Source organism: Pseudomonas sp. GW821-FHT07B01, from assembly GCF_059419065.1.
In genome coordinates, this window is the sequence record NZ_JBWKRA010000013.1 from 71,533 (window position 1) to 96,684 (window position 25,152).

The window sequence follows — 25,152 nt, forward strand, 5'->3', positions numbered from 1 at the left end:
CGTGAAGCCCGATTGAACCAGACATCCTGGCAAAAGGCCCGTCAAAAACACTAATGGCATATTGCCTTAGCGATAGCCAAAATCAGTCAAGCAGGTCCAGTTCCAAGTACTCGGCCACAGCGGCAGCCCCGGCGTGCTTGAGTTTAGGCACTCGCCCCAGGCAAGGCGCGGGCAGGCGCTCAGCCAGGGTGGCGAGGTTTTCTTCCAGACGAGAGGTCTTGGGGTCGATGATATTTGCCACCCAGCCCGCCAGCGGCAAGCCATCCCGTGCGATGGCTTCGGCGGTGAGCAACGCGTGGCTGATGCACCCAAGGCGCACGCCTACCACCAGGATCACCGGCAGCTTGAGCGCCATGGCCAGGTCCGACAGGTTGGCCTGGTCGGCCAAGGGCACGCGCCAACCGCCCGCCCCTTCGATCAAGGTGAAGTCCGCGCCCCGTGCCAGGATCTGCTGCATCGGTTTGAGCAGCGATTGCACCGTGAGCCCGACGCCCGCCTCGCGCGCTGCCAGATGCGGCGCGATAGCTGGCTCGAAGGCCACCGGGTTGACCTCGGCATAACTGAGCGGCACGGAACACTCGGCCAGCAACGCCAACGCATCGGCATTGCGCAGGCCCTGGGCCGTCAGTTGGCAGCCCGACGCCACCGGCTTTCCGGCGGCCGTGCTTTTGCCGGAAAGCCTGGCCGCATGCAACAGGCCGGCGGCGATGGTGGTCTTGCCAACATCGGTGTCTGTACCGGTGATGAAGTAAGCGGCGCTCATAACGGTTTCTCCAGTACGGCATACACCACCTGGTACGTGGCGGGCAGGCCCTGGGCCTGGCGGAACTGCTCGTAGGCCTCTACCAGCGCGACAATCCGCGCACGGCCCGTCAATCCTCCCGGGCGGCCTGGGTTGAGGTTATGGGCGCCCAGTGCCTTGAGTTCATGGGTCAGGCTGCGCACATCCGGGTAATGCAATACGTGGGGCTTTCGCTGCAGGCTGATCACGCGCAAACCACTGGCCGCACACAGTTGCTGATAAGCCTCGAAGGTGCGGAAGCGATTGACGTGGACCAGGCCATCCGCCGCCCGCCAACTCTCGCGCAACTCATCCAAGGTGCCTACGCACAGGCTGGCAAAGGCCAGCACACCACCTGGTCGCAGCACGCGCCGGGCTTCGCTGAGCACCGCATCAAAATGGGCACACCACTGTACCGCGAGGCTGGAGAAGAACAGCTCGAAGCTGTCAGCTGTAAGCGGCAAGCGTTCTGCATCACCGGCTATAAAGTGCGCGGCGCCGCCCAGCGGACGCGCGTGGTTGAGCATGCCCTCGGCAATATCCAATGCCACACCTTGGCTGCCGGGCAAACGCTCGCCCAATACGCGGCTGAAGTAACCCGTGCCACAGCCCATGTCTAGCCAACGCTGGGGCACCAGGCCGTGCGGCAAGCGGCTGAGCAGTTCATGCCCGACCGCACGCTGCAACTCGGCCACGCTGTCGTAACTGGCCGCCGCACGGGAGAACGAGGCCGCGACCTGGCGCTTGTCCGGCAAGCCCCCAGGCAAGGGCGGGTGGGATAGGTCAGTCATCGACACACTCATGCAAAAAAGCCTGGATGGCCCCGGCTACTCCGTGAGGGTCTTCCAGAAGAAACGCGTGACCGGCCTGTTCAATCAGGCCGATTTCTACATCGGGGAGCAAGGCCAGCAGGTCACTGGCGGCTTCGGCAGGCACCAGCCCGTCCAGGCCGGCAAACAGGTGCAACTGCGGCCCACGAAAGGCCTGCAAGGCCGCCCGCGTATCCAGTTGGGCCAACAGCTCCAGGCCGGGCATCAAGACGCTGGGGGAGGTATTCGGCGCACCGCTGACCAACAACCGCGACAAGCCGCGCGGGTCTTCGGCACCCTTGGCGCACAACAGCCCAAAGCGCTTGAGCGTGACCTGGGAATCGGCATGGCAGCCGGCCAAAAATGCGTCGAAGGTTTCCGTAGGCATCCCATGGGGCCAGCCGTCATGGGCGACGAAACACGGATTGCTCGCCAGGGTCAGCAAGCCGCAGCACCGCTCGCCACGGCGCGCCGCCAACTCGGACGCGAGCATGCCGCCCAGCGACCAGCCCCCGAGCCAGGCATTGTCCGGCAGCGTCGCATCGAGCTCATCGAGCCATTCACCGAGTTCGCTGGCCTGCAGCGCCGGCAAGGGTTCGATCTGTACCTGTAAATGCTCGTTCAGGCCGTGCAGCGCAGCGGCCAACGGTTCCAGCGGTGACACACCCAGGCCCCAGCCCGGTAGCAGGATCAGTCGATTACGCATAGCCGGGCTCCGAGACGTCTAACAAGCGAAAACACGCTTGCAACCCGTCTAACAATAGCTGCACCTGCGCTTCGCTGTGGGCCGCCGTCAATGTCACCCGTAGACGGGCACTGCCGGCGGGCACGGTCGGTGGGCGAATGGCAGTCACCATCAGGCCGCGCTCGCGCAGCATCTGCGAGAGGCGCAGTGCCCGGGCGCTGTCGCCAATCAGGATCGGTTGGATCGGCGTAAAGCTGTCCATCAACCCCAGGCCTATCTGCTCGGCGCCGCGACGGAACTGGCGGATCAACGCGTTGAGGTGCTCGCGTCGCCAATGTTCGCTGCGCAGCAATTCCAGGCTTTTGAGGGTGGCGCAGGCCAGTGCCGGTGGTTGGCTGGTGGTGTAGATATACGGGCGTGCGAATTGGATCAGGCTCTCGATCAAGTCCTCACTGCCGGCCACGAAGGCCCCGGAGGTGCCGAACGCTTTGCCCAAGGTGCCAACCAGCACGGGCACGTCGTCCTGGCTCAAGCCGAAATGCTCGACGATACCGCCGCCATTGGCGCCCAGCGGGCCGAAGCCATGTGCGTCATCCACCATCAGCCAGGCCCCTTTGGCCCGGGTTTCACGGGCCAGCGCGGGCAGGTCGGCGAGGTCGCCATCCATGCTGAACACACCGTCGGTGACCACCAAGGTATTGCCGGTGGCTTTCTCCAGGCGCTTGGCCAGGCTGCCTGCGTCGTTATGCAGGTAGCGGTTGAAACGCGCACCGGACAGCAAACCAGCATCCAGCAAGGACGCGTGGTTAAGCCGGTCTTCCAATACCGTATCGCCCTGCCCCACCAGCGCCGTGACCGCGCCGAGGTTGGCCATGTAGCCGGTGGTGAACAGCAAGGCACGCGGGCGACCGGTCAAGTCAGCCAGAGCTTCTTCCAGCTCATGGTGCGGTGTGGCGTGGCCCACCACCAAATGCGAAGCACCACCGCCCACGCCCCAGCGGGACGCACCGGCGCGCCAGGCTTCGATCACTTGCGGGTGATTGGCAAGGCCCAGGTAATCGTTATTGCAGAAGGCCAACAACGGTTGCCCGTCCACCACCACATGCGGGCCTTGGGGGCTCTGCAGCAAGGGGCGCTGGCGGTAAAGATGGTCGGCACGGCGAACAGCGAGGCGCGCGGCGAGATCGAAAGACATGCTGGCCTCGATTTAACAGGTTCAACTCAATCCACTGGAGGAGCTGGAATGCATTCCAAAGGTGGTTACACCACAGCGTTGTAGAACTGCTCGCTGCTCTTTTGCTCCACCAACGCCTGCTCGATCGCCGCCTGGTGCACTTCATCGGCATGCTCTTCACGGGCTTCGGGCAGGATGCCCAGGCGTGCGAACAGTTGCATGTCCTTGTCAGCCTGGGGGTTGGCGGTGGTCAGCAGTTTGTCGCCGTAGAAGATCGAGTTGGCGCCGGCAAAAAACGCCAGGGCCTGCATCTGCTCGTTCATGGCTTCGCGGCCGGCCGACAGGCGCACGTGGGACTGCGGCATCAGGATGCGCGCCACCGCCAGCATACGGATGAAATCGAAGGGGTCGATGTCATCGGCGTTTTCCAACGGCGTGCCCGCCACTTTCACCAGCATGTTGATCGGCACCGACTCCGGATGCTCCGGCAGGTTGGCCAGTTGGATCAGCAAGTTGGCACGGTCGTCGAGGGACTCGCCCATTCCGAGGATACCGCCCGAGCAGATCTTCATCCCCGAATCACGCACATAGGCCAGGGTTTGCAGGCGCTCGCTGTAGGTGCGGGTGGTGATGATCGAGCCGTAGAATTCCGGCGAGGTGTCGAGGTTGTGGTTGTAGTAGTCCAGGCCGGCCTGGGCCAGGGCTTCGGTCTGGTCCTGGTCAAGGCGACCGAGAGTCATGCAGGTTTCCAGGCCCATGGCCTTCACGCCTTTGACCATTTCCAGCACATAGGGCATGTCTTTGGCCGACGGATGTTTCCATGCCGCGCCCATGCAGAAACGCGTCGAACCGATGGCCTTGGCACGAGCGGCCTCCTCGAGGACCTTCTGCACCTCCATCAGCTTCTCTTTTTCCAGGCCAGTGTTGTAGTGGCCCGACTGCGGACAATATTTGCAATCTTCCGGGCAGGCGCCGGTCTTGATCGACAGCAGGGTCGAGACCTGCACGCGGTTGGCGTCGAAATGCGCGCGGTGCACGGTCTGCGCCTGGAACAACAGGTCGTTGAAGGGCTGCACGAACAGGGCTTTGACTTCAGCTAAAGACCAATCGTGACGCAGGGTGGCAGAGGTGCTGGCGCTCATGGGCGATTCCTTGATTATGCTTTGGCAAGCGCTGTGGGAAGGGCAATATCCACAGGCACGACACGGATGCTCGGCATATTTAAGGAAGATTCATGCACTGTCAACCTGAGCACAAACACCAAGTTTACATCTGGTTAAAAAGCACACAGCCTTGTTTGATCTGCGATGAGCGCATTGAATCAGACGAGCCCCTGTGCAGCGCCTGCGAAACAGAATTGCCATGGTTGATGGAACAGTGCGAACGCTGCGCACTGCCTTTACCCATGGACGGACTGCTCTGCGGCCAGTGCCAAAAACAGCCCCCGGCCTTTCATCAGGTGGTCGCGCCATGGACCTACAGTTTTCCCGTGGACACCCTGATCAGCCGCTTCAAGCATCAGGCGCGTTGGCCGCTGGGGCACTTGCTGGCGCGTCTGCTGGGACAGCACTTGCAGCATCGCTTCGATAACGCCGAACTGGAGCGCCCCGACTGCCTGCTACCGGTGCCCATGGCGCGCAAACGCCTGCGCGAACGCGGCTTTAATCAAGCGTTGATGCTGGCCCGCTGGCTCAGTCACGCCCTTGACATTCCCTTTGATGAATACGCGCTATTACGCCCCCATGAAACCGTGGCGCAGCAAGACCTCGATGCCAAGACCCGCAAACGCAACCTGCTCAACGCCTTCGCACTGGCCCCCGGCATTCAGGTTGCCGGGCAACATCTGGCGCTGGTAGACGACGTCCTCACCACCGGCGCCACCGCCCACAGCCTGGCGCGCTTGTTGATAAACGCCGGCGCGCGCCAGGTGGATGTGTATTGCCTGGCCCGTACGCCCAAACCCGGCAGCTGACTTGACTCCCCTGCGCCAGCGCGGCAACGTCGGCGCATCTCACCCAAGCGTATCTGCCATGTCTGTGCCCAGCCCTCTCAGCCAACACATCATTCGCCGCCCCCAGCGTATTGCCTTGCTGGGGCATATCGCCGAGCAGGGCTCCATCACCCGTGCGGCCAAGAGTGCCGGGTTGAGTTACAAGGCCGCCTGGGACGCCATTGATGAGCTGAACAATCTGGCGCAAAAACCGCTGGTGCAACGCAGCGTCGGTGGCAAGGGCGGTGGCGGCGCCAAACTGACTCAGGAAGGCGAACGGGTGCTGCGCCTCTATCAGCGCCTGCAACTGCTTCAGGCCGAAATCCTTGGCTCGGACGAAGCGGCCAGCGACTTCAACCTGCTGGGCCGCTTGATGCTGCGCACCAGCGCGCGCAACCAATTGCACGGCCAGGTCAGCGCCATAGAGAGCCACGGCCACAACGACATGATCCGCCTGCAATTGGCCGGCGGCCTGCACCTCGACGCACAGATCACCCACGACAGCACCCTGCGCCTGGAACTGCAGAGCGGTGTGGAAGTAGTGGCTCTGATCAAGGCCGGGTGGCTTGAATTACTGGCGGACGGGCAAACCGAAACACTTGGACACAATTGCCTGAGCGGGGTGATCGAGACCATTCTCGCCGCCGAAGACGGCCCCAGCGAGGTGCGTATCGCCCTGCCCAACGGCCAAGTGTTGTGCGCGCTGGCGCCGCCCGTCGCACTCAAGGCCATTGATGCAGCGCAGGGCCAGCCGATCCGCGTGCAGTTTGCACCCAGCCATGTATTGCTTGGCACCCCGGTGTAACGGGCGCGCGTCTTCAAGCTGCAACAATTCGGTCACAAGCGCTGCTTAAGGTGTCTGCAAAAACCTTAAGGAGCCTGTGATGAGCCTATTAGAAGAAAACCAAGCCACCGACCTTGAACAGATGGTGGGCCTGACCCGCCGTCGCTTTATCGGCGCAGGCGCCCTGTGCGGCGCTGCGATGTTCCTCGGCGGTAACCTGCTGAGCCGCAGCGCCCTGGCCGTGAATGCCGCTTCCGCCAGCCCGCTGCTGGGGTTCACCAGCATCGCCGCCGCCACCAGCGACACCATCACCCTGCCACCGGGCTACAGTGCTTCGGTGTTGATCAGTTGGGGCCAGCCCCTGCACAAGAACGCCCCGGCTTTCGACCCGTCCGGCCATGGCACCGCCAAGGCTCAGGAACAACAGTTCGGCGACAACAACGACGGCATGAGCCTGTTTCCATTCCCCGGTGACGACAACCGCGCGCTGATGGCGATCAACAACGAATACACCAACTATCGCTACCTCTACGCCCACGGCGGCGCGCCTCAATCGGCCGAAGACGTGCGCAAGGCCCTGGCCAGCGAAGGCGTGTCGGTGATCGAAGTACGCCGCAAGGGCGACACCTGGCACTTCGTCCAGGATTCGCGCTACAACCGGCGCATCCACGGCAATTCACCGATTCGTTTGAGTGGCCCTGCCGCCGGCCATGACTGGCTGAAAACCGGCGCCGACAAGAGCGGCAAAAAAGTCCTCGGCACGTTCCAGAACTGCGCCAACGGCAAGACGCCGTGGGGCACCTACCTGACCTGCGAAGAAAACTTCACCGACTGCTTCGGCAGCAGCAACCCGCAGCAAACCTTCGACGCAGGGCAGAAGCGCTACGGCGTGGTGGCCGCCAGCAAGGACATCAACTGGCATCAGCACGACCCGCGCTTTGACATGGCCAAGAACCCCAACGAACTCAATCGCCATGGTTGGGTGGTGGAAATCGACCCGTTCGATCCGCAATCCACGCCAGTCAAACGCACGGCCCTGGGGCGCTTCAAACACGAAAACGCGGCCCTCGCCGAAACCCGTGACGGCCGCGCCGTGGTGTACATGGGCGACGATGAGCGCGGTGAATTCATCTACAAGTTCATCAGCCGCGATCAGATCAACCACAACAACCCGAAGGCCAACAAAGACCTGCTCGACCACGGCACCTTGTACGTGGCGATCTTCGACGCGGGCGACGGCAACGCCGACCACCCCAAGGGCAAAGGCCAGTGGGTTGAACTCACCCATGGCAAAAACGGCATCGACGCCAGCAGCGGTTTCGCCAACCAGGCCGAGGTGCTGATTCATGCGCGCCTGGCCGCCAGCGTGGTGAAAGCCACACGCATGGACCGCCCGGAATGGATCGTGGTCAGCCCTACCGATGGCCAGGTCTATTGCACCCTGACCAACAACGCCAAGCGCGGCGAAGAGGGCCAGCCGGTGGGCGGCCCCAACCCACGGGAGAAAAACGTCTACGGCCAGATCCTGCGCTGGAAAGCCGACGCCGATAACCACGGTGCCACGGACTTCACCTGGGACCTGTTCGTGGTGGCCGGCAACCCCGGCGTGCATGCCGGTAACCCCAAGGGCGGCTCGTCCAACATCAACCCGCAAAACATGTTCAACAGCCCCGACGGCCTGGGCTTCGACAAAGCCGGGCGCCTGTGGATCCTGACCGATGGCGACTACAGCAACGCCGGAGACTTTGCGGGCATGGGCAATAACCAGATGCTGTGCGCCGACCCGAGCACTGGAGAAATCCGTCGCTTCATGGTGGGGCCGGTGGCGTGTGAAGTGACGGGGATCAGCTTTTCGCCGGACCAGAAAACCTTGTTCGTGGGCATTCAGCACCCAGGGGAAACCGGTGGCTCGACCTGGCCGGAACACCTGCCCAATGGCAAACCCCGGTCTTCGGTGATGGCGATTCGGCGGGATGATGGCGGGATCGTAGGCGCCTGATAGACCGCTATCGCAGGCAAGCCAGCACACACATTTCGATGTGTAAATACATGCCAGTGTGGGAGCTGGCTTGCCTGCGAAGGCGTCCGCACAGCCACCGGCTATCTATGCTGTTACCATACCCGGCCGGACGCGGCGCCCTGCTGCGCGCAGGAGTTCGCATGGCCCACCCGTTTGAAACACTCACCCCAGACCTGGTGCTCGACGCCGTCGAAAGCATCGGTTTCCTCAGCGACGCGCGGGTTCTGGCGCTCAACAGCTACGAAAACCGCGTGTACCAAGTGGGCATCGAAGACGCCGAACCGCTGATCGCCAAGTTCTATCGCCCACAGCGCTGGACCAACGAGGCGATCCTGGAAGAACACCGCTTCACCTTCGAACTGGCCGAGTGCGAAGTACCGGTGGTCGCCCCGTTGATCCACAACGGCGAGAGCCTGTTCGAACACGCAGGTTTCCGCTTCACCCTGTTTCCGCGCCGTGGCGGCCGCGCGCCGGAGCCGGGCAACCTCGATCAGCTTTATCGGCTCGGGCAACTGCTGGGGCGTTTGCACGCGGTGGGCTCCACCCGCCCGTTCGAACACCGCGAAGCCCTGGGGGTGAAGAATTTCGGTCACGACTCCCTCACCACCTTGCTTGAAGGCAACTTCATTCCCAAAAGCCTGTTGCCGGCCTACGAGTCCGTGGCCCGCGACCTGCTCAAGCGTGTGGAAGAGGTTTACAAGGCCACGCCGCACAAGAACATCCGCATGCACGGTGACTGCCACCCCGGCAACATGATGTGCCGCGACGAGATGTTCCATATCGTCGACCTGGATGACTGCCGCATGGGCCCGGCGGTGCAAGACCTGTGGATGATGCTGGCTGGCGACCGCCAGGAATGCCTCGGCCAGCTCTCGGAACTGATGGACGGCTATCAGGAATTCCACGACTTCGACCCGCGCGAACTGGCGCTGATCGAGCCGCTGCGCGCCCTGCGCCTGATGCACTACAGTGCCTGGCTCGCACGACGCTGGGACGACCCGGCGTTTCCCCATAGTTTTCCGTGGTTTGGCAGCGAGCGGTATTGGGGCGACCAGGTGCTGGCGTTGCGCGAGCAACTGTCGGCGCTCAATGAAGAACCGCTGAAGCTCTTCTGACCTGGCCCTGCCTTCTGTGGGAGCTGGCTTGCCTGCGATGGCATCAAGTCGGTGTCACTGATACACCGAGTCGTCCGCATCGCAGGCAAGCCAGCTCCCACCAAAAAGCGGCGCCCATTGTCTGACAAATATCCTTACAATTGCGCTTTGTTAGCTGCCTGAGCAAGGATTCTGCAATGCAAGCCGCCAACCCCCGCAAGGGGTACATCCTGGGCCTGAGCGCCTATGTCATCTGGGGTCTATTCCCGCTCTACTTCAAAGCCATCGCCAGCGTGCCCGCCGCCGAGATCATTGTTCACCGCGTATTGTGGTCGGCACTGTTCGGTGGGCTGTTGTTGATGGTGTGGAAACATCCCGGCTGGTTTCGCGAACTGCGCGACAACCCCAAGCGCCTGGCGATCCTGGCCCTCAGCGGTTCGTTGATCGCCGCTAACTGGCTGACCTATGTGTGGTCGGTGAACACCGGGCGCATGCTCGAAGCGAGCCTGGGTTACTACATCAATCCGCTGGTGAATGTGCTGCTGGGCATGCTGATCCTCGGCGAGCGACTGCGCCGTTTGCAATGGGTAGCGGTGGGGTTGGCAGCGGTAGGTGTGGCGCAGCAGGTGTGGCAAGTCGGTAGCCTGCCGTGGGTGTCGCTGGCGCTGGCGCTGACGTTCGGCTTCTACGGTTTGATCCGCAAGCAGGCGCCGGTCAAAGCGCTGCCAGGCCTGGTGGTGGAAACCTGGATGCTGGTACCCATTGCCGTCGCCTGGTTGCTGTTCAACCCGACCGCCCACAGCGCGCAACTGGCGTTCTGGAGCACCTCCGAGGCCTGGTGGCTGGTGGCCGCAGGACCGGTGACGCTGATTCCCCTGGTGTGCTTCAACGCCGCTGCACGGCACTTGCCCTACACCGCCCTGGGCTTTTTGCAGTATGTGGCGCCGACGCTGGTGTTGCTCGAAGCCGTGCTGTTGTTCGGTGAACACCTGGCGCCGAGCACCTTGGTCGCCTTCGCCTTTATCTGGGCCGGGTTGGTGGTGTACAGCCTGGATGCCTGGCTGACCGTGCGCAAACGCTGATCAAATAACGTACAAACCTCTGCAAGCCACGGCTTTCGTGGCTTGCAGCGTTCCACCCCAAGGTTATCCACAACCTGATCCCCGCCATTTGTGCACAAGCCCTTGAAACTGCTCGTTTTTTGCTCAACTTGCGCAGAAGGCCGGCGGGCGTGGCCTGGCGTCGGGTCTCTACAGGTTATCCACAGGCCCATGCAAGATTTCCCTGCATAACCTTGTGGATCGTTATTCCTCCTGACGCAACTCCACCATCAAGTCATCGGCCAAGGTTTCCAAAGCCTCTTGCAGGGTTTCCAGCGATAGCGTGGCCGGCACTTGCAACAACGCCTCGGCGTTGAACAGCGGATCACCGCTCATGGGCGCCGGGCGCACATCGGTGCTCAGGCGTTCCAGGTTGACGCCCTGCTGGCTCAGCAGCGCGGTGATCTCACGCACGATGCCCGAGCGGTCATTGCCCACCAGGGTCATCAGGATCGGCTTGGACGCCGATGCCTGGCCGCTGCTGCCCTCACCCACCAACACGCGAATGCCATGGGTGGATAAATCCTCCAATGCCCCCACCAATGCCTGGCGCTGCTCGCTCGGCACGCTCACCCGCAGGATCCCGGCAAACTGCCCGGCCATGTGCGCCATGCGGCTTTCCAGCCAGTTACCACCATGACTGGCAATGTTCTGCGCGATGCGTTCAACCAGGCCGGGTTTGTCGGCGGCGATAATAGTGAGTACAAGATGGTCCATGGCGCAGTCCCTCGGTTGGTTGATCCTCGATTATAGACATGCCGCGTTTATCCAGAAGGGACGCGTGATCGTTAACGTCCATGGCAGGCAAGCCAGCTCCCCAGACAAATCGTGTACCATTTTTATATTTATCTGGAACAATCCAATAGTTTTTTGAGAACATCCGGTTCTCCGCTGTGACCGTACGACCAAAGTGGGTCGCTAAACGACGTATTTAGTCTAATTTTCACAACCGCAAGTCATCATGTAGTATGCCCAACCGTGCACTACATAATGAAATCTGATAAAGCGCATAAGCTCCGCAGAGTGAGGCAAGCAATGACTGAACACGTTCAAGTCGGTGGCCTGCAGGTCGCCAAAGTCCTGTTCGACTTCGTGAACAACGAAGCCATTCCCGGTACCGGCATCACTGCCGACCAGTTCTGGGCCGGTGCCGACAAGGTCATCCATGACCTGGCCCCGAAGAACAAAGCCCTACTCGCCAAACGCGACGACTTCCAGGCGCGGATCGATACCTGGCACCAGACCCACGCCGGCCAGGCCCATGACCCGGTGGCCTACAAAGCCTTCCTGCAAGACATCGGCTACCTGTTGCCAGAAGCCGCAGACTTTGAGGCCTCGACCCAAAACGTCGATGATGAGATCGCACGCATGGCCGGCCCACAGCTGGTCGTGCCGGTGATGAACGCCCGCTTCGCCCTCAATGCCTCGAATGCGCGCTGGGGCTCGCTGTACGACGCGCTCTATGGCACCGACGCCATCAGCGAAGCCAACGGCGCCGAGAAGGGCAAGGGCTATAACAAAGTGCGTGGCGACAAGGTGATTGCCTTCGCCCGCGCTTTCCTCGACGAGGCCGCACCGCTCAGCGCCGGCAGCCATGTCGATTCCACCGGCTACAAAATCGTCGATGGCAAGCTGATCGTCAGCCTCAAAGGCGGCAGCAACAGCGGCCTGCGTGACGATGCCCAGTTGATCGGTTTCCAGGGCCCTGCGGCCGAGCCGATTGCGATCCTGCTCAAGCACAATGGCCTGCACTTCGAAATCCAGATCGACGCCAGCACCCCAGTCGGCCAAACCGACGCCGCAGGCGTCAAAGACGTGCTGATGGAAGCCGCGCTGACCACCATCATGGACTGCGAAGACTCCGTCGCCGCCGTCGACGCCGATGACAAAGTGGTGATCTACCGCAACTGGCTCGGCCTGATGAAGGGCGACCTGGCCGAAGAAGTGGCCAAGGGCGGCCAGACCTTCACCCGCACCATGAACCCTGACCGCGTCTACACCGGCGTGGATGGCAGCGACGTGACCCTGCACGGCCGTTCGCTGTTGTTCGTGCGCAACGTTGGCCACTTGATGACCATCGACGCGATCCTCGATAAAGACGGCAACGAAGTACCCGAAGGCATCCTCGACGGCCTGATCACCAGCCTGGCGGCGATCCACAGCCTCAACGGCAACAACACCCGCAAGAACAGCCGTACCGGTTCTGTGTACATCGTGAAACCGAAGATGCACGGCCCGGAAGAAGCCGCGTTCACCAACGAACTGTTCGGTCGCATCGAAGAGGTGCTGAACCTGGCGCGCAACACCCTCAAGGTCGGGATCATGGACGAGGAGCGCCGCACCACGGTCAACCTCAAGGCCTGCATCAAGGCGGCCAGCGAGCGCGTGGTGTTTATCAACACTGGTTTCCTCGACCGCACTGGCGATGAAATCCACACTTCCATGGAAGCCGGCGCGATGGTGCGCAAGGCGGCCATGAAGGCGGAAAAATGGATCGGCGCCTATGAGAACTGGAACGTCGATATCGGCCTGAGCACCGGCCTGCAAGGTCGTGCACAGATCGGTAAAGGCATGTGGGCCATGCCCGACCTGATGGCGGCGATGCTCGAGCAGAAAATCGCCCACCCGTTGGCCGGTGCCAACACCGCCTGGGTACCGTCGCCGACCGCCGCAGCCCTGCATGCGTTGCACTACCACAAGGTTGATGTGTTCGCCCGCCAGGCCGAGCTGGCCAAGCGCGAGCGCGCCTCGGTGGACGATATCCTCACCATTCCTCTGGCCAGCAACACCGATTGGTCCGAAGAAGAGATCCGCAACGAACTGGACAACAACGCCCAGGGCATCCTCGGCTATGTGGTGCGTTGGATCGACCAGGGTGTGGGCTGCTCCAAGGTGCCGGACATCAACGATGTCGGCCTGATGGAAGACCGCGCCACCCTGCGCATTTCCAGCCAGCACATCGCCAACTGGCTGCGCCACGGCATCATCAACGAAGCTCAAGTGATGGAAAGCCTCAAGCGCATGGCGCCGGTGGTGGACCGTCAAAATGCCGGGGATGCGCTGTACCGCCCACTGGCTCCGGACTTCGACAGCAACATCGCATTCCAGGCAGCGGTGGAGTTGGTGATTGAAGGGACCAAGCAGCCCAATGGCTATACCGAGCCGGTGTTGCATCGCAGGCGTCGGGAGTTCAAGGCCAAGAACGGCCTGTAATGGAAAAAAGCCCTGATCGAAAGATCGGGGCTTTTTTATCAGGTGTGTCAGTTAGACCGCGTTGCCTGAATCGCAGGCAAGCCAGCTCCCACAGGGGGATGCATTTCAAATGTGGGAGCCGGGCTTACCCGCGAAGAGGCCAGGCCAGTCACCCCACACTCAGGGCACCATCCCCAACTCCCGCTTTACCAACTTCGCCAACTTCACGCTATCAATCGGCTTGAGCAAGAAATCCACCACGCTCAAATGCATCGCATCAATCACATCCGGCGCTTCCGCGTCTCCAGACATGATGATGATCGGCAACGCCGCACGGGTGGACTCACGCACCTGGCGGATCAATTCCAGGCCATTGCTGGGCGCCATGCGCAGGTCGGTGATCAGCAAACCGATGGAACTGCTCGTCTTCAACAAATCCCACGCAGCCTCGCCACTTTCGGCAGTCATGCAGCGAATACCATCGAGCCCAAGGATTTCCGCCAGCAATTCACGCGCGTCCTTGTCGTCGTCCACGATCAAAACGCGTTGGGGGGGTAAATCGGGCTCCAGCATCACGGCGCTCAGCGCCTCGCGCTCGGCATCACTCAAAATATCGTGGTCGGACATACGTTTCTCAGCAGTTCTCATCAATCTCCCAGCACACTCGTCAGACATCTGCGGAAGGGCGAACAATGTGCACTTCGTCGGAAAGTTTGCCTAGTGGGCTTTCTACGGGTTTTGGACGATTGTCATGTAAGGTTTTTCCCTAGTTTTGCGCGGTATTGCTCGACCTAGACTTACGTCCAATGGGCACCCACTGCGCAGGAGTCGACCATGCAGCACGATAACGACAAAAACACTGCGGTCACTGTTATGAGTAAAGCTGATGCATTCGCACAGGCGGGTAAAACCGCTGTGTTGCAGAACATCCACGGCACCCTGCAATTCCTGCAACGCTTCCCGCCGTTCAACCAGATGGAACAGGCGCACCTGGCTTTCCTGGTGGAACAGTGCCAACTGCGTTTCTACGGCCCCGGCGACAGCATCCTCAAACCGTCGGGCGGCCCGGTCGAGCACTTTTATATCGTCAAGCAGGGGCGGGTCGTGGGTGAGCGGCCAGACTCGGCAGACACCACCTTTGAAATCGCCACCGGCGAATGCTTCCCCCTCGCCGCCTTGCTGGGTGAGCGCGCGACCCGTACAGAACACAAAGCCGCTGAAGACACCTTCTGCCTGCAATTGAACAAACCGGCCTTTATCAAGCTGTTCGCGCTGTCCAGCCCGTTTCGTGATTTCGCCTTGCGCGGGGTCAGCAGCCTGCTCGACCAGGTCAACCAGCAGGTACAGCAAAAAGCCGTGGAAACCCTCGGCACCCAATACTCCTTGAATACCCGCCTGGGTGAATTAGCCATGCGCCACCCGGTCACCTGCAGCCCGCACACAGCGTTGCGCGAAGCGGTGACCTTGATGCACGAACAGCAAGTCGGCAGCATTGTGATCGTCAACGAACACAAGGCGCCCCTGGGCATCTTCACGCTGCGCGATCTGCGCCAGGTGGTCGCCGATGGCACCAGCGACTTCAGCCAGAGCATTGCCGGGCACATGACCCAGGCGCCGTTTTACTTGAGCCCGGAGCACAGCGCTTTCGACGCAGCCATCGCCATGACCGAGCGGCATATCGCCCATGTGTGCCTGGTGCAAGACCAGCGCCTGTGTGGCGTGGTCTCCGAGCGTGACTTGTTTTCCTTGCAGCGTGTGGACCTGGTGCACCTGGCCCGCACCATCCGCAACGCGCCCCGGGTGGAAAACCTGGTGGCGATTCGCGGTGAAATCGGCCAGTTGGTGGAGCGCATGCTCGCCCATGGCGCCTCATCCACCCAGATCACCCACATCATTACGCTGCTCAACGACCACACCGTGTGCCGGGTGATCGAGCTGACCCTCGCGGAAAAAGGCGACCCCGGCGTGCCCTTCAGTTGGCTGTGTTTTGGCAGTGAAGGCCGCCGCGAACAAACGCTGTACACCGACCAGGACAACGGCATCCTGTTCGAGGCCAAGGACGCCGTCGAAGCCGCCGAAAAGCGTGAGCTCTTGCTACCGCTGGCGCAGCACATCAACCAAAGCCTGGCGCTGTGCGGCTTCAGCCTGTGCAAGGGCAATATCATGGCCGGCAACCCCGAGCTGTGCTTGTCCCGCGTGGAGTGGGCGCGGCGCTTCGGCGCGTTCATTCGTGAAGCGACGCCGGAAAACCTGCTGGGCTCAAGCATCTATTTTGACTTGCGCGTGGTATGGGGCGACGAGCGCGGGTGCGAGCAACTGCGTCAGGGCATTCTCGATCAGGTGGCGGATAACCGCTTGTTCCAACGGATGCTGGCCGAAAATGCACTATTGCGACGCCCGCCGGTAGGGCGTTTTCGCGAGTTCGTGCTGACCCGCAAAAATGGCGAAAAGGCCACCCTCGACCTCAAGGTGCAGGGCCTTACGCCTTTTGTAGATGGCGCGCGCCTGTTGGCCCTGGCCAATGGCATCCACGCCAACAACACCCTGGAACGCCTGCGCCAGTTGGTGGACAAGGCCGTGATCGCCCCCCTGGATGGCGCCGCCTATGAAGAGGCCTACCACTTTATCCAGCAGACCCGCATGCAGCAGCACCAATTGCAGACCCGCGAGAACCTGCCCTATTCCAACCGCGTCGACCCCGACAGCCTCAACCACCTGGACCGGCGCATCCTGCGTGAGTCCCTGCGCCAGGCCCAACGCCTGCAAAGCAGCCTGAGCTTGCGGTATCAGCTGTGAGTTTGTTTGGCTGGCTGCGCGCGAAAAAGCCCGGGCTCAACGCTGCGCAACAGCAGCGCCTGGAGCAGTTACCCAAGCCCGCCGAACTGGGCAACGGCCCATTGCGCAGCCAGCGCTGGGTAGTGGTGGACCTGGAAACCAGCGGCTTGAACCTTCACCGCGACCAGGTGCTGTCCATCGGCGCCGTGGTCATCGAAGACGGTGCGGTGGATTTCTCCCAACTGTTCGAACGCACCCTGCAGCGCACCGACACCAAGCTCAGCCCAAGTGTGCTGATCCACGGGCTGGGGCCCAGTGCAATCGCCGCTGGCAGCGACCCGACCGAGGCGTTGCTGGATTTCATGGCGTTCGTGGGCGACAGCCCTCTGCTGGCTTTTCATGCGCCGTTTGATCAACACATGCTGTGCCGGGCGCTCAAGGACAGCCTGGGTTATCGCCTGGCCCATCCGTTCCTGGATGTAGCAGACCTGGCCCCGCTGTTATGCCCAGAGGCGCATATCCGCGAAGCCGGGCTGGACGACTGGCTCAACCACTTCAGGCTACAGGCCGGCGAACGCCACCATGCCAGCGCCGATGCACTGGCGACGGCAGAGCTGATGCTGATCCTGTTCAGCCGGGCGCGGCAGCAACAGATCGATACGCCCCAGGCGCTGTATGAGCGTCTGGCCCAATGGAAACGACGCAAGCAGTCCCCTTCCCTTTAACGCTTCGCGCCCGACGCGGAGCATCGCGGGATGCATTCCTACGCAGAGCGCGGGAACGATCACCCGACAGACGCCAATTGCGCCCACCCTACGCCTCTGACACAATCGCGAATAATTCTCGTTAGTTTAAACCTTATTCGGTGATGCCTTGTCGTCGGTCCATACCCCACGCAGTGAGCTTGTTGGTGCGTTATATCGCGACCACCGTGGCTGGCTGTTGGCGTGGCTGCGACGTAACGTGGGGTGCCCAAGCCGCGCCGAAGACCTGAGCCAGGACACCTTCATGCGCCTGCTGGGCCGTGACGAGTTGCGCGAGCCCCGCGAACCGCGGGCGTTCCTGGTGGCCATCGCCAAGGGTTTGCTGTTCGACTATTTCCGACGTGCGGCCCTGGAACAGGCCTACCTCACCGAATTGATGCTGATCCCGGAAAACGAACAGCCTTCGCCGGAAGCCCAGCAACTGATCCTCGAAGACCTCAAGGCCATCGACCGCTTGCTCGGCAAGTTGTCGAGCAAGGCCCGCGCCGCGTTCCTCTATAACCGCCTCGACGGCCTGGGCCATGCCGAAATCGCCCAGCGCCTGGGCGTGTCGGTGCCCCGCGTGCGCCAATACCTGGCCCAGGGCATTCGCCAGTGCTACATCGCACTGTATGGCGAGCCGTCGTGACCGCGATCGGCTCCAAACCGGTGTCGTCGCGCGTGCTGGATGCCGCGATTGCCTGGCAACTGTCCCTCGACTCGGGCGACGGCAGCGCGGTGGAACAGGAAGAGTTCAGCAAGTGGCTGGCCAGTGATGAGGAACACGCCCGCGCCTGGCGCCAGTTGGGCATGCTCGAGCAGCGTTTCAGCGTGGCCTCGGGCCCGGCTCGGGCGGCGCTGCTGCAGTCGCGCCACGGCATTCGCCAGCGCGTGCGCAAACTGGGCCGGGGCCTGGCCAGTATCGTGCTGGTGTGCGGCCTGGCGCTGTTTGCCGGTGAGCGTTACGTGCCTATTCACTATTGGCTGGCCGACCAGCGCACGGCCACCGGTGAACAGCGCACGCTGAAGCTGGCGGACGGCACGCGGATCAACCTCAACACCCACAGCGCCATTGATGTGCGCTTCGACGAAACACGCCGCTTGATCGTGTTGCAGGCAGGCGAAATTCTTGTCGAAACCGGCCACGACGATTCACGCCCTTTCTACGTGCAAACCCGCGACGGCAGCCTGCGGGCGCTGGGTACTCGGTTTATCGTCAAGCGCGAAGACGACGCTACGCGCCTGAGTGTGCTGCAGTCAGCCGTGGCCGCCCAGCCCGAGGCGTTGCACCACGAACAGGTGTTCAAGGCGGGCCAGCAGGTGCTGATGCGCAGCGACGGCCTTGGCCCGTTGCTGGCCGTCACCCCGGCCACCGATGCCTGGACGCGCGGCATGCTGGTAGTGGACAACGCTCGGCTGGGGGATGTGATCGAGGAGTTGGCGCGCTATCGCACCGGCTACCTGGGGGTGGATAACAACGTGGCCGACCTGCGCATCACCGGCAGTTTCCCGCTGCATGACACCACGTTGGCATTGAATGCGCTGTTGCCGACTTTGCCGGTGCAGATCGAGCAGCACACGACGTGGTGGGTGACCGTCAAGGGTAAGCCTTAGGCTTGATCGTTCCCACGCTCCGCGTGGTAATGCAGCCCGGACGCTCTGCGTCCCAGGCCGTGACGCAGAGCGTCACACGAGGCGTTCCCACGCGGAGCTTGGGAACGATCACACCCTCAAGCACACCTGCGAAAAATATTTTCACTCACCCCTATCACTTTTCGATTCTCGCTCGGCACCTAGGCAATTGAGAAATATTTCCATTCAGGAGCCGCCCTTATGTCCCGCACGCTAGACACCTTGTTGCGCCCCAGTCTGTTAGCCGTGGCGATCGCCCTCAGCGCCCCGCTCGCCAGCACCCCGCTGATCGCCGCCGAACAAGCCTCCAGCGTGCGCGCCTATAACCTGCCCGCTGCGCCCCTGGCCACCACCCTGAACCAGATCGCCAGCCAGGCCGGCCTGGCGCTGACCCTCAACCCTGCACTCGCCGCCGGCAAGACCTCGGCGCCGGTCAAAGGCCAGTTCGATGCGCAGGGCGCGTTGCGGGAAGCGTTGCGGGGGACGGGGTTGCAGTTGGAGCAGAGCAGTGCGGGCACTTACACCCTGATGCCGGTCCCGGAGGGCGTCGTTGCCTTGCCGACCACCAACATCACCGGCCAAGGCAGCTATGAAAGCGCTTGGGGGCCGGTGGAGGGATATGTTGCAAAGCGCACCGCCGCCGGCACCAAAACCGATACTGCGCTGGTCGAGGCACCACGCTCGATCTCGGTAGCCACCCGCGAGCAAATGCAGGACCGTAACGTGCAGAACCTCGACGATGCGGTCAAATACATGCCCGGTATTGTGTCTGCCAGCTACGGCAGCGACACCCGTTACGACTGGATGCGCGTACGCGGCTTCGAGCCGACGCAATTCCTCGATGGCCTGCCACTGCCCCGTGGCGTGTACGCCAACCCGAAAGCCGAAACCTGGAACCTCGACCGCCTCGCCCTGCTGCGCGGTCCGGCCTCGTCAGTCTATGGCCAGACCCCTCCGGGCGGCCTGCTGGATATGGTCAGCCGCCGCCCCAGCGCTGAATCGAGCCACGCCATCCAGATGCAATACGGCAGTGACAACTATCGCCAGATCAATTTCGAAAGCACTGGCAAGATCGATGATGAGGGCCAGTTTCTCTACAGCGTTGGCGGCGTGGTACGCGATGCCGGTACCCAGGTCGATCACATCGACAACAAGCGGTACAACATCGCACCGAGCTTGACCTGGAATATCGACACCGATACCAAGCTGACCTTGCTGTCACAGTTCACCCGTGACGATACCGGCACCACCAGCCAGTTCCTGCCGATCCAGGGCACCAAAATCAAATCACCGCTAGGCGAGGTTTCCCACCACAAGAACCTCGGCGACCCGGACTACGACTTCTACGACCGCACCTACTACGCATTGGGCTACGCGTTCGAGCACCGCTTCAACGATACCTGGCAATTCAAGCAGAACCTGCGCTACACCAAATCCGAATTGGCGTTCCAGCAACTGACGGTAGGCTCGTTTGCCTTCTCCCCCGCCGACGCCAATGGCGACATCAGCCGCTCTTCGACCAATGTGGACGAGGACATCAGCCAGTTCGCAGTGGACAACAACTTCCAGGCTGACTTCGCCACTGGCGACATCTCCCACACCGTGCTGCTGGGCCTGGATCATCAACGCACCGACACCTCGTACCTGGCGATTTTCGGCGACGGTGGCACCACGAACATCTTTAACCCGGTCTATGGCCAGCCGATCGTGCGCCCGGCGCGCTCCACCGCGTTCTACGATTACAACCAGAAAACCGTGCAGACCGGCCTTTACGTGCAGGACCAGATGGCCCTGGATAACTGGCGCCTGACTCTTGGTGGTCGTGAAGACTGGGTGCACCAGGGCACCACCTACTTCAACAAGAACGACGCGACCAATACCGACCGCAGTAAGAATTTCAGTGGCAACGCGGCGCTGAGCTATGTGTTCGACTCGGGCTTTGTCCCCTACCTCTCGTACGCCGAGTCGTTCCAGCCTGCAAGCAACGCCAGCGTCGACCCCCTCCAGTCGTTCAAGCCGACGGAAGGCAAGCAGTGGGAGTTGGGGATCAAATACCAGCCACCCGGCTCCAACACCCTGCTGAGTGCGGCGGTCTACGACCTGACCCAAAAGAACGTGCAAGTCACCAGCTTCCAGTCCGGTGGCGCCTCCGTGACCGACCAGACCGGAGAAGTAAAGGTCAAGGGCCTGGAGCTGGAAGCCGTGTCTGATGTGACCGAAAACCTCAAGGTCATCGCGGCCTACACCCTGGCCAAGTCCGAGGTGCAAAAAGGTCAGTACAAAGGCAACCGCTTGCAACTGATGCCTAATCAGCAAGCGTCCTTGTGGACCGACTACACCTGGCACACCGGCGCACTCGACGGTTTCGGTATCGGCTTCGGCGCACGCTACACCGGCAATACCTATGGCGACCAAGCCAATACTTGGGCCGGCAAGGCCAACGCCTACACCGTGTTCGACGGCTCCGTGCATTACGACCTCGGTCGCCTGGACAACAGCCTCAAGGGCGCGTCGGTGAAAGTGAACGCGACCAACCTGTTCAACAAAGACTACATTTCCACCTGTGATGGCTCCTATTGCTACTTCGGCGACCAACGCAGCGTCGTCGCCAGCGCCACCTACCAGTGGTAATCAGCTGAGCTAACCACCAGGCCGCTCAACAAGGCGGCTTTGGTGCATCTGAAGGCTAGACAATGAAAAGCAAAACCATCCGCCGCTGGTCCTTCATCCACACCTGGACCAGCCTGATCTGCACCGTATTCCTGCTGCTGCTCGCCCTCACCGGCCTGCCGTTGGTGTTTCACCACGAGATCGACCACCTGCTGGGCAATGAGCCCGAACTGGCGCAGATGCCTGCCGATACGCCCCGGCTCAACCTTGAGCAGCTTGTGGCCAAAGCCCAGGCCCATCGCCCCGGTGAGGCCATGCAGTACCTTGCCTGGGACGAAGACGACAACAACGGCGTAATTGCGATCATGGCGGCCACAGCCGGCACTGAGCCGAATTCGTCGCACACCTTCATGCTCGATGCCCGCACTGGCGAAACCGTCGAAATGCCGTCTGCCAATGGGGGCTTCACTCTGTTCCTGCTGCGCCTGCATGTGGATATGTTTGCCGGACTGCCGGGCAAGTTATTGCTGGCGTTCATGGGCCTTCTGTTTGTGCTGGCGATTATCTCGGGCACGGTGTTGTACCTGCCGTTCATGCGCCGCTTGAAGTTCGCCACGGTGCGCCAGGACAAGTCCACCCGTTTGCGCTGGCTCGACCTGCACAACCTGATCGGCGTGGTCACTTTGACCTGGGCGCTGGTAGTGGGGGTAACCGGCGTGATCAGCGCCTGCGCCGACCTGATCATCGCCGCCTGGCGCCAGGACAGCCTCAGCGCCATGATCGAACCTTACAAGAACGCCCCGCCGCTGACCCAACGCGCGCCCGCCACGGAGCTGTTGAGCATTGCCGCCAAGGCCGCTCCGGGTATGGAGCCAGACTTTATCGCCTTCCCCGGCACGCGTTTTTCCAGCGAACATCACTACGCCGTGTTCATGAAGGGCAGCACCCACCTGACCTCCCATTTGCTGACCCCGGTCCTGATCGACGCCAGCACCCTGGCCGTCACCGCCATCGCCGAACGGCCGTGGTACATGGATGCCATGGGCATGTCCCAACCCCTGCATTTCGGTGATTACGGCGGCATGCCAATGAAGGTCCTGTGGGCGGTACTGGATGTGTTGACCATCATCGTGCTGGTGAGCGGCATTTACTTATGGATCGTACGGCGCAAGGCGGCCAAGGTATGAAGCCGCGGCAGTCGAATGTCTGGAAGGTCTTTGCCATACCGCTGGGGATCGGCCTGCTCAGTGCCGCCGGGTTGTTTGCGGCGTTGCTGGGCGATGGGTGGTGGGATTCGTTGAGTTGGATCGGGCTCGGGATACCGGCAATGATGGGGGTATGGGGGTTGGTTAAGCGGCGCGCCTGAGGTCGCTATCGCAGGCAGGCCAGCTCCCACATTTTGACCTGTGAACACAGTCCAATGTGGGAGCTGGCTTGCCTGCGATGAGGCCCGCAAAAACAACGCGGCCCCCTCGCCAGGCACCGCACAACCCTCTAGGCTAGCCACACTTCACCTCGAGGAATGCCCATGTCCGCCCCCAGCATGACCTTGTTCCACAACCCCGCTTCGCCCTTCGTGCGTAAAGTGCGCGTGCTGCTGATCGAGACCGGCCAGCAGGATCGTGTGGCCCTGCACGCGTGCCTGCCCACTCCGGTCAACCCGGATGCCGAAGTGCTGCAAGGCAACCCCGTGGGCAAGATCCCGGCCCTGCGCCTGGCCGACGGTTCGGTATTGCACGACAGCCGGGTGATTCTCGACTACCTCGACCACCAGCATGTCGGCAACCCGCTGATCCCCCGCGACGGCTCGGCCCGCTGGCGGCGCCTGACCCTGGCCTCGATGGCTGACGGCATCATGGATGCCGCCGTGCTGCTACGTTACGAGACTGCCATGCGTCCGCCAGAAAAACACTGGGCTCCCTGGCTGGATGAGCAGCGCAACAAGATCCGCCGCGCCCTCGCCGAGCTGGAGCGGGACGCCATTGCCGAACTGGCCAGCCACTTTGACGTCGCCGCCATCAGCGTGGCCTGTGCCCTGGGCTACATAGACTTTCGCCACCCGGATCTGCAATGGCGCACAGATAACCCCAAGCTCGCCGCCTGGTACGCCGAAGTCAGCCAGCGGTCTTCGATGCAGCAGACCCAACCCCCGGTTTGACCAGCCCCCTGTAGGAGCGAGCTTGTTGTGGCGAGGGAGCTTGCTCCCGCTCGACAGCGCAGCTGGAGCCGGCTTTATCAGGGGCGCTTCGCACCCCAGCGCAAGCAAGCTTGCTCGCCACCACAAGCTCGCTCCTACAGTGAGAGGCGGTGTGATTGAGGAAGTTGACCATCCTCGCTTTCATCCGCTGATCTTCGCGCAGCCCGATCATTGCACTTCCCCCACCTTACGCTTGCCCACCCCATACCAATCCAGTTTGCGCGTCAGCACCATCACCGTACCCAGCAGGCCAAACAGCAGCAGCGAGCCCATCAACAGTGCGTAATCCTCGGCACTGAGCAAGCCGTACAGCAAGCCATACAACGCCGCCAACCCTGCCGAAAACCCCAGGCCGTGGGCGACGCTGCGCAGCACATGGCACACGTAGAAGCCGATCAACACCACACAGGCGCTGGCCGATATCAGATAGGCCAGGGCAAAGCCCAGATGCTCGGACAACGACAACAGCAACAGATAGAAGAACGCCAGCGCCACGCCCACCAAGGCGTACTGAATCGGGTGCACCGCCAGACTCTTGAGCACTTCGAACAGAAAGAAACCAGCGAAGGTCAGCGCGATAAACAACAACGCATATTTGATCGCCCGGTCGCTCTTGAGGTACTGGTCTACCGGGTCGATGAAGTTCACACCAAAGCTGCGGTTGCTGAAGTCTTCACAGCCTTGCCCGTCCAGGCAGTTCTGCAGGGCTTGTTCTAGGTTGGTGGAGAAGAAGGACGTCTGCCAGTTGGCGCTGAAGCCTTGGTCGGTAACTTCACGCTGAGCCGGCAGGAAGTTGCCGATAAAACTCGGGTGCGGCCAGTTGGACGCCAGTGATACCTGGCTGGTCTTGCCCACGGGCACCACTTGCAGTTGTTCGGTGCCTTGCAGGCGCAGGTCGAAGGCGAAGTCCAACACGGCCGCTTTCTTGCCGTCTTGCGCAGGCAACGTCACATGCACGCCCTCACCCAGCCAGTCCACTTGCGAACCCGGCGAGAACTCCAGGCGCTGATCGCCCAGTTCCAGCTTCAACGCGTTTTCAATACCACGAATATCGCTGATCCCCACCGCCAGAAACGCCGGCTCAAAGCGGTAGTCGGCAAAGTCTTCGGTGATCCCCAACTGCGCCGGCAACTCGAAACGGCCGCTGATACGGTTGTCGGCATGGAACAGCCGCGCCTGGTAAATGCCGCGCGCACGCAGTTCGGTTTGCACTTTGCCGTCGAGCTCAAAACGGTCCGGCAGGAAATACAGACGGCCGCGTTCTTCACGGGTTTCTTCGTAGCGCTTGTTGAGCTTCTCATTGAGCTTCCACTCGCGCACCGTCTTGCGAAACGGCACCACCATCACCGGCCCGGTGAGGCGCTGGGCAAAGCTCGAGCTGCGGGCAATGTCCATCAGTACGCCGTCGCGCAGTTGCTGGCGGTCGCTGATGATGCCGTTGATCATCAACAATGGAATCAGCAACAGCAGGATCAGCAGCGCAATCGCGCCCAATTTGAAAAGCAGGTTGCGGTTCATGGGTCTCTCCCTGTTTTGATGGGGAGAGTCTGCCCAGTGGGTATGGGA

General features: G+C 61.8%; 22 protein-coding genes. 14 read left to right on the forward strand and 8 right to left on the reverse strand.

The features are described from left to right. Positions 1-82 precede the first annotated feature (82 nt). The 5 genes from bioD to bioB form a co-directional block, all read right to left on the reverse strand. Positions 83-763, reverse strand: a complete 681-nt coding sequence (gene bioD, locus AC07S6_RS16120; RefSeq protein WP_197880494.1) for a dethiobiotin synthase — start codon at positions 761-763, stop codon at positions 83-85. After that, positions 760-1,572 carry a malonyl-ACP O-methyltransferase BioC gene (gene bioC / locus AC07S6_RS16125; RefSeq protein WP_495112620.1) on the reverse strand — a complete coding sequence of 271 codons (813 nt, stop codon included), beginning with the start codon at positions 1,570-1,572 and terminating at the stop codon, positions 760-762. Before bioC ends, bioD begins: the two co-directional genes overlap by 4 nt. Further along, a complete protein-coding gene (locus AC07S6_RS16130; RefSeq protein ID WP_054896778.1) occupies positions 1,565-2,296 on the reverse strand; it encodes an alpha/beta fold hydrolase in 732 nt (243 codons plus the stop codon). The genes bioC and AC07S6_RS16130 overlap by 8 nt, the downstream gene beginning before the upstream one ends. Continuing rightward, complete coding sequence (gene bioF / locus AC07S6_RS16135) at positions 2,289-3,470, reverse strand: 8-amino-7-oxononanoate synthase (RefSeq protein WP_495112621.1); 1,182 nt, start codon at positions 3,468-3,470, stop codon at positions 2,289-2,291. Before bioF ends, AC07S6_RS16130 begins: the two co-directional genes overlap by 8 nt. Before the next feature lie 65 nt (positions 3,471-3,535). Beyond that, positions 3,536-4,591 carry a biotin synthase BioB gene (bioB, locus tag AC07S6_RS16140; protein WP_014720209.1) on the reverse strand — a complete coding sequence of 352 codons (1,056 nt, stop codon included), beginning with the start codon at positions 4,589-4,591 and terminating at the stop codon, positions 3,536-3,538. Between the two features lie 92 nt (positions 4,592-4,683). On the opposite strand from bioB, the gene AC07S6_RS16145 reads away from it, so the two are divergent. The 5 genes from AC07S6_RS16145 (at position 4,684) to rarD (ending at position 10,419) form a co-directional block, all read left to right on the forward strand. Further along, positions 4,684-5,421, forward strand: a complete 738-nt coding sequence (locus AC07S6_RS16145) for a ComFC family protein (protein WP_495112622.1) — start codon at positions 4,684-4,686, stop codon at positions 5,419-5,421. A gap of 58 nt (positions 5,422-5,479) precedes the next feature. Next, complete coding sequence (locus tag AC07S6_RS16150; protein WP_236452388.1) at positions 5,480-6,244, forward strand: TOBE domain-containing protein; 765 nt, start codon at positions 5,480-5,482, stop codon at positions 6,242-6,244. Positions 6,245-6,323: 79 nt separating this feature from the next. Beyond that, the gene (locus tag AC07S6_RS16155; RefSeq protein ID WP_495112623.1) at positions 6,324-8,222 is read left to right on the forward strand and encodes a PhoX family protein; all 1,899 of its coding nucleotides are present in this window, start codon (positions 6,324-6,326) and stop codon (positions 8,220-8,222) included. A gap of 161 nt (positions 8,223-8,383) precedes the next feature. Further along, positions 8,384-9,358: a serine/threonine protein kinase gene (locus AC07S6_RS16160; RefSeq protein ID WP_122735979.1), complete on the forward strand. Its 975-nt coding sequence runs from the start codon at positions 8,384-8,386 to the stop codon at positions 9,356-9,358. A gap of 176 nt (positions 9,359-9,534) precedes the next feature. Continuing rightward, the gene (gene rarD / locus AC07S6_RS16165) at positions 9,535-10,419 is read left to right on the forward strand and encodes an EamA family transporter RarD (protein ID WP_057976553.1); all 885 of its coding nucleotides are present in this window, start codon (positions 9,535-9,537) and stop codon (positions 10,417-10,419) included. A 222-nt stretch (positions 10,420-10,641) separates the two neighbouring features. Here rarD and AC07S6_RS16170 read toward each other — a convergent pair whose 3' ends face one another. Further along, complete coding sequence (locus tag AC07S6_RS16170) at positions 10,642-11,154, reverse strand: glycine cleavage system transcriptional repressor (protein WP_003194815.1); 513 nt, start codon at positions 11,152-11,154, stop codon at positions 10,642-10,644. A gap of 318 nt (positions 11,155-11,472) precedes the next feature. Here AC07S6_RS16170 and AC07S6_RS16175 point away from each other — a divergent pair, with 318 nt between their 5' ends. Then, positions 11,473-13,650, forward strand: a complete 2,178-nt coding sequence (locus AC07S6_RS16175) for a malate synthase G (RefSeq protein WP_495112624.1) — start codon at positions 11,473-11,475, stop codon at positions 13,648-13,650. Positions 13,651-13,809: 159 nt separating this feature from the next. On the opposite strand, the gene AC07S6_RS16180 is transcribed toward AC07S6_RS16175, so the two are convergent. Continuing rightward, positions 13,810-14,256 carry a response regulator gene (locus AC07S6_RS16180; RefSeq protein WP_019817416.1) on the reverse strand — a complete coding sequence of 149 codons (447 nt, stop codon included), beginning with the start codon at positions 14,254-14,256 and terminating at the stop codon, positions 13,810-13,812. A 246-nt stretch (positions 14,257-14,502) separates the two neighbouring features. On the opposite strand from AC07S6_RS16180, the gene AC07S6_RS16185 reads away from it, so the two are divergent. The 8 genes from AC07S6_RS16185 to AC07S6_RS16220 all read left to right on the forward strand — a co-directional run bounded on the left by AC07S6_RS16185 (position 14,503) and on the right by AC07S6_RS16220 (position 23,547). Next, positions 14,503-16,425: a putative nucleotidyltransferase substrate binding domain-containing protein gene (locus AC07S6_RS16185; RefSeq protein WP_495112641.1), complete on the forward strand. Its 1,923-nt coding sequence runs from the start codon at positions 14,503-14,505 to the stop codon at positions 16,423-16,425. Beyond that, on the forward strand, positions 16,422-17,129 hold the full coding sequence (locus tag AC07S6_RS16190) for a 3'-5' exonuclease (protein ID WP_495112625.1): 708 nt from the start codon (positions 16,422-16,424) through the stop codon (positions 17,127-17,129). The genes AC07S6_RS16185 and AC07S6_RS16190 overlap by 4 nt, the downstream gene beginning before the upstream one ends. A gap of 148 nt (positions 17,130-17,277) precedes the next feature. Beyond that, a complete protein-coding gene (locus tag AC07S6_RS16195; protein WP_073525848.1) occupies positions 17,278-17,796 on the forward strand; it encodes an RNA polymerase sigma factor in 519 nt (172 codons plus the stop codon). After that, complete coding sequence (locus AC07S6_RS16200; RefSeq protein WP_495112626.1) at positions 17,793-18,761, forward strand: FecR domain-containing protein; 969 nt, start codon at positions 17,793-17,795, stop codon at positions 18,759-18,761. Before AC07S6_RS16195 ends, AC07S6_RS16200 begins: the two co-directional genes overlap by 4 nt. 219 nt (positions 18,762-18,980) lie before the next feature. Then, complete coding sequence (locus AC07S6_RS16205) at positions 18,981-21,410, forward strand: TonB-dependent siderophore receptor (protein WP_495112627.1); 2,430 nt, start codon at positions 18,981-18,983, stop codon at positions 21,408-21,410. Between the two features lie 62 nt (positions 21,411-21,472). Continuing rightward, the gene (locus tag AC07S6_RS16210; protein ID WP_259038923.1) at positions 21,473-22,576 is read left to right on the forward strand and encodes a PepSY-associated TM helix domain-containing protein; all 1,104 of its coding nucleotides are present in this window, start codon (positions 21,473-21,475) and stop codon (positions 22,574-22,576) included. Further along, positions 22,573-22,755, forward strand: coding sequence for a hypothetical protein (locus tag AC07S6_RS16215; RefSeq protein ID WP_014720221.1), 183 nt, complete (start codon positions 22,573-22,575; stop codon positions 22,753-22,755). The genes AC07S6_RS16210 and AC07S6_RS16215 overlap by 4 nt, the downstream gene beginning before the upstream one ends. Positions 22,756-22,917: 162 nt before the next feature. After that, a complete protein-coding gene (locus AC07S6_RS16220; RefSeq protein WP_495112628.1) occupies positions 22,918-23,547 on the forward strand; it encodes a glutathione S-transferase in 630 nt (209 codons plus the stop codon). A 207-nt stretch (positions 23,548-23,754) separates the two neighbouring features. Here the strand turns inward: AC07S6_RS16220 and creD are convergent, their stop codons facing one another. Further along, positions 23,755-25,104 (reverse strand): cell envelope integrity protein CreD, encoded by a 1,350-nt coding sequence (gene creD / locus AC07S6_RS16225; protein ID WP_032902314.1) that lies wholly within the window; start codon positions 25,102-25,104, stop codon positions 23,755-23,757. Between the last annotated feature and the right edge of the window lie 48 nt (positions 25,105-25,152).

Coding starts and splice junctions, on each gene's coding strand:
- AC07S6_RS16150 (WP_236452388.1), top strand. CDS start 5,480: ATGTCTGTGCCCAGCCCTCTCAGCCAACACATCATTCGCCGCCCCCAG.
- AC07S6_RS16155 (WP_495112623.1), top strand. CDS start 6,324: ATGAGCCTATTAGAAGAAAACCAAGCCACCGACCTTGAACAGATGGTG.
- creD (WP_032902314.1), bottom strand. CDS start 25,104: ATGAACCGCAACCTGCTTTTCAAATTGGGCGCGATTGCGCTGCTGATC.
- AC07S6_RS16210 (WP_259038923.1), top strand. CDS start 21,473: ATGAAAAGCAAAACCATCCGCCGCTGGTCCTTCATCCACACCTGGACC.
- AC07S6_RS16145 (WP_495112622.1), top strand. CDS start 4,684: ATGCACTGTCAACCTGAGCACAAACACCAAGTTTACATCTGGTTAAAA.
- bioB (WP_014720209.1), bottom strand. CDS start 4,591: ATGAGCGCCAGCACCTCTGCCACCCTGCGTCACGATTGGTCTTTAGCT.
- AC07S6_RS16220 (WP_495112628.1), top strand. CDS start 22,918: ATGTCCGCCCCCAGCATGACCTTGTTCCACAACCCCGCTTCGCCCTTC.
- AC07S6_RS16185 (WP_495112641.1), top strand. CDS start 14,503: ATGAGTAAAGCTGATGCATTCGCACAGGCGGGTAAAACCGCTGTGTTG.
- AC07S6_RS16160 (WP_122735979.1), top strand. CDS start 8,384: ATGGCCCACCCGTTTGAAACACTCACCCCAGACCTGGTGCTCGACGCC.
- bioD (WP_197880494.1), bottom strand. CDS start 763: ATGAGCGCCGCTTACTTCATCACCGGTACAGACACCGATGTTGGCAAG.
- AC07S6_RS16175 (WP_495112624.1), top strand. CDS start 11,473: ATGACTGAACACGTTCAAGTCGGTGGCCTGCAGGTCGCCAAAGTCCTG.
- rarD (WP_057976553.1), top strand. CDS start 9,535: ATGCAAGCCGCCAACCCCCGCAAGGGGTACATCCTGGGCCTGAGCGCC.
- bioF (WP_495112621.1), bottom strand. CDS start 3,470: ATGTCTTTCGATCTCGCCGCGCGCCTCGCTGTTCGCCGTGCCGACCAT.
- AC07S6_RS16130 (WP_054896778.1), bottom strand. CDS start 2,296: ATGCGTAATCGACTGATCCTGCTACCGGGCTGGGGCCTGGGTGTGTCA.
- bioC (WP_495112620.1), bottom strand. CDS start 1,572: ATGACTGACCTATCCCACCCGCCCTTGCCTGGGGGCTTGCCGGACAAG.
- AC07S6_RS16170 (WP_003194815.1), bottom strand. CDS start 11,154: ATGGACCATCTTGTACTCACTATTATCGCCGCCGACAAACCCGGCCTG.
- AC07S6_RS16180 (WP_019817416.1), bottom strand. CDS start 14,256: ATGTCCGACCACGATATTTTGAGTGATGCCGAGCGCGAGGCGCTGAGC.
- AC07S6_RS16215 (WP_014720221.1), top strand. CDS start 22,573: ATGAAGCCGCGGCAGTCGAATGTCTGGAAGGTCTTTGCCATACCGCTG.
- AC07S6_RS16205 (WP_495112627.1), top strand. CDS start 18,981: ATGTCCCGCACGCTAGACACCTTGTTGCGCCCCAGTCTGTTAGCCGTG.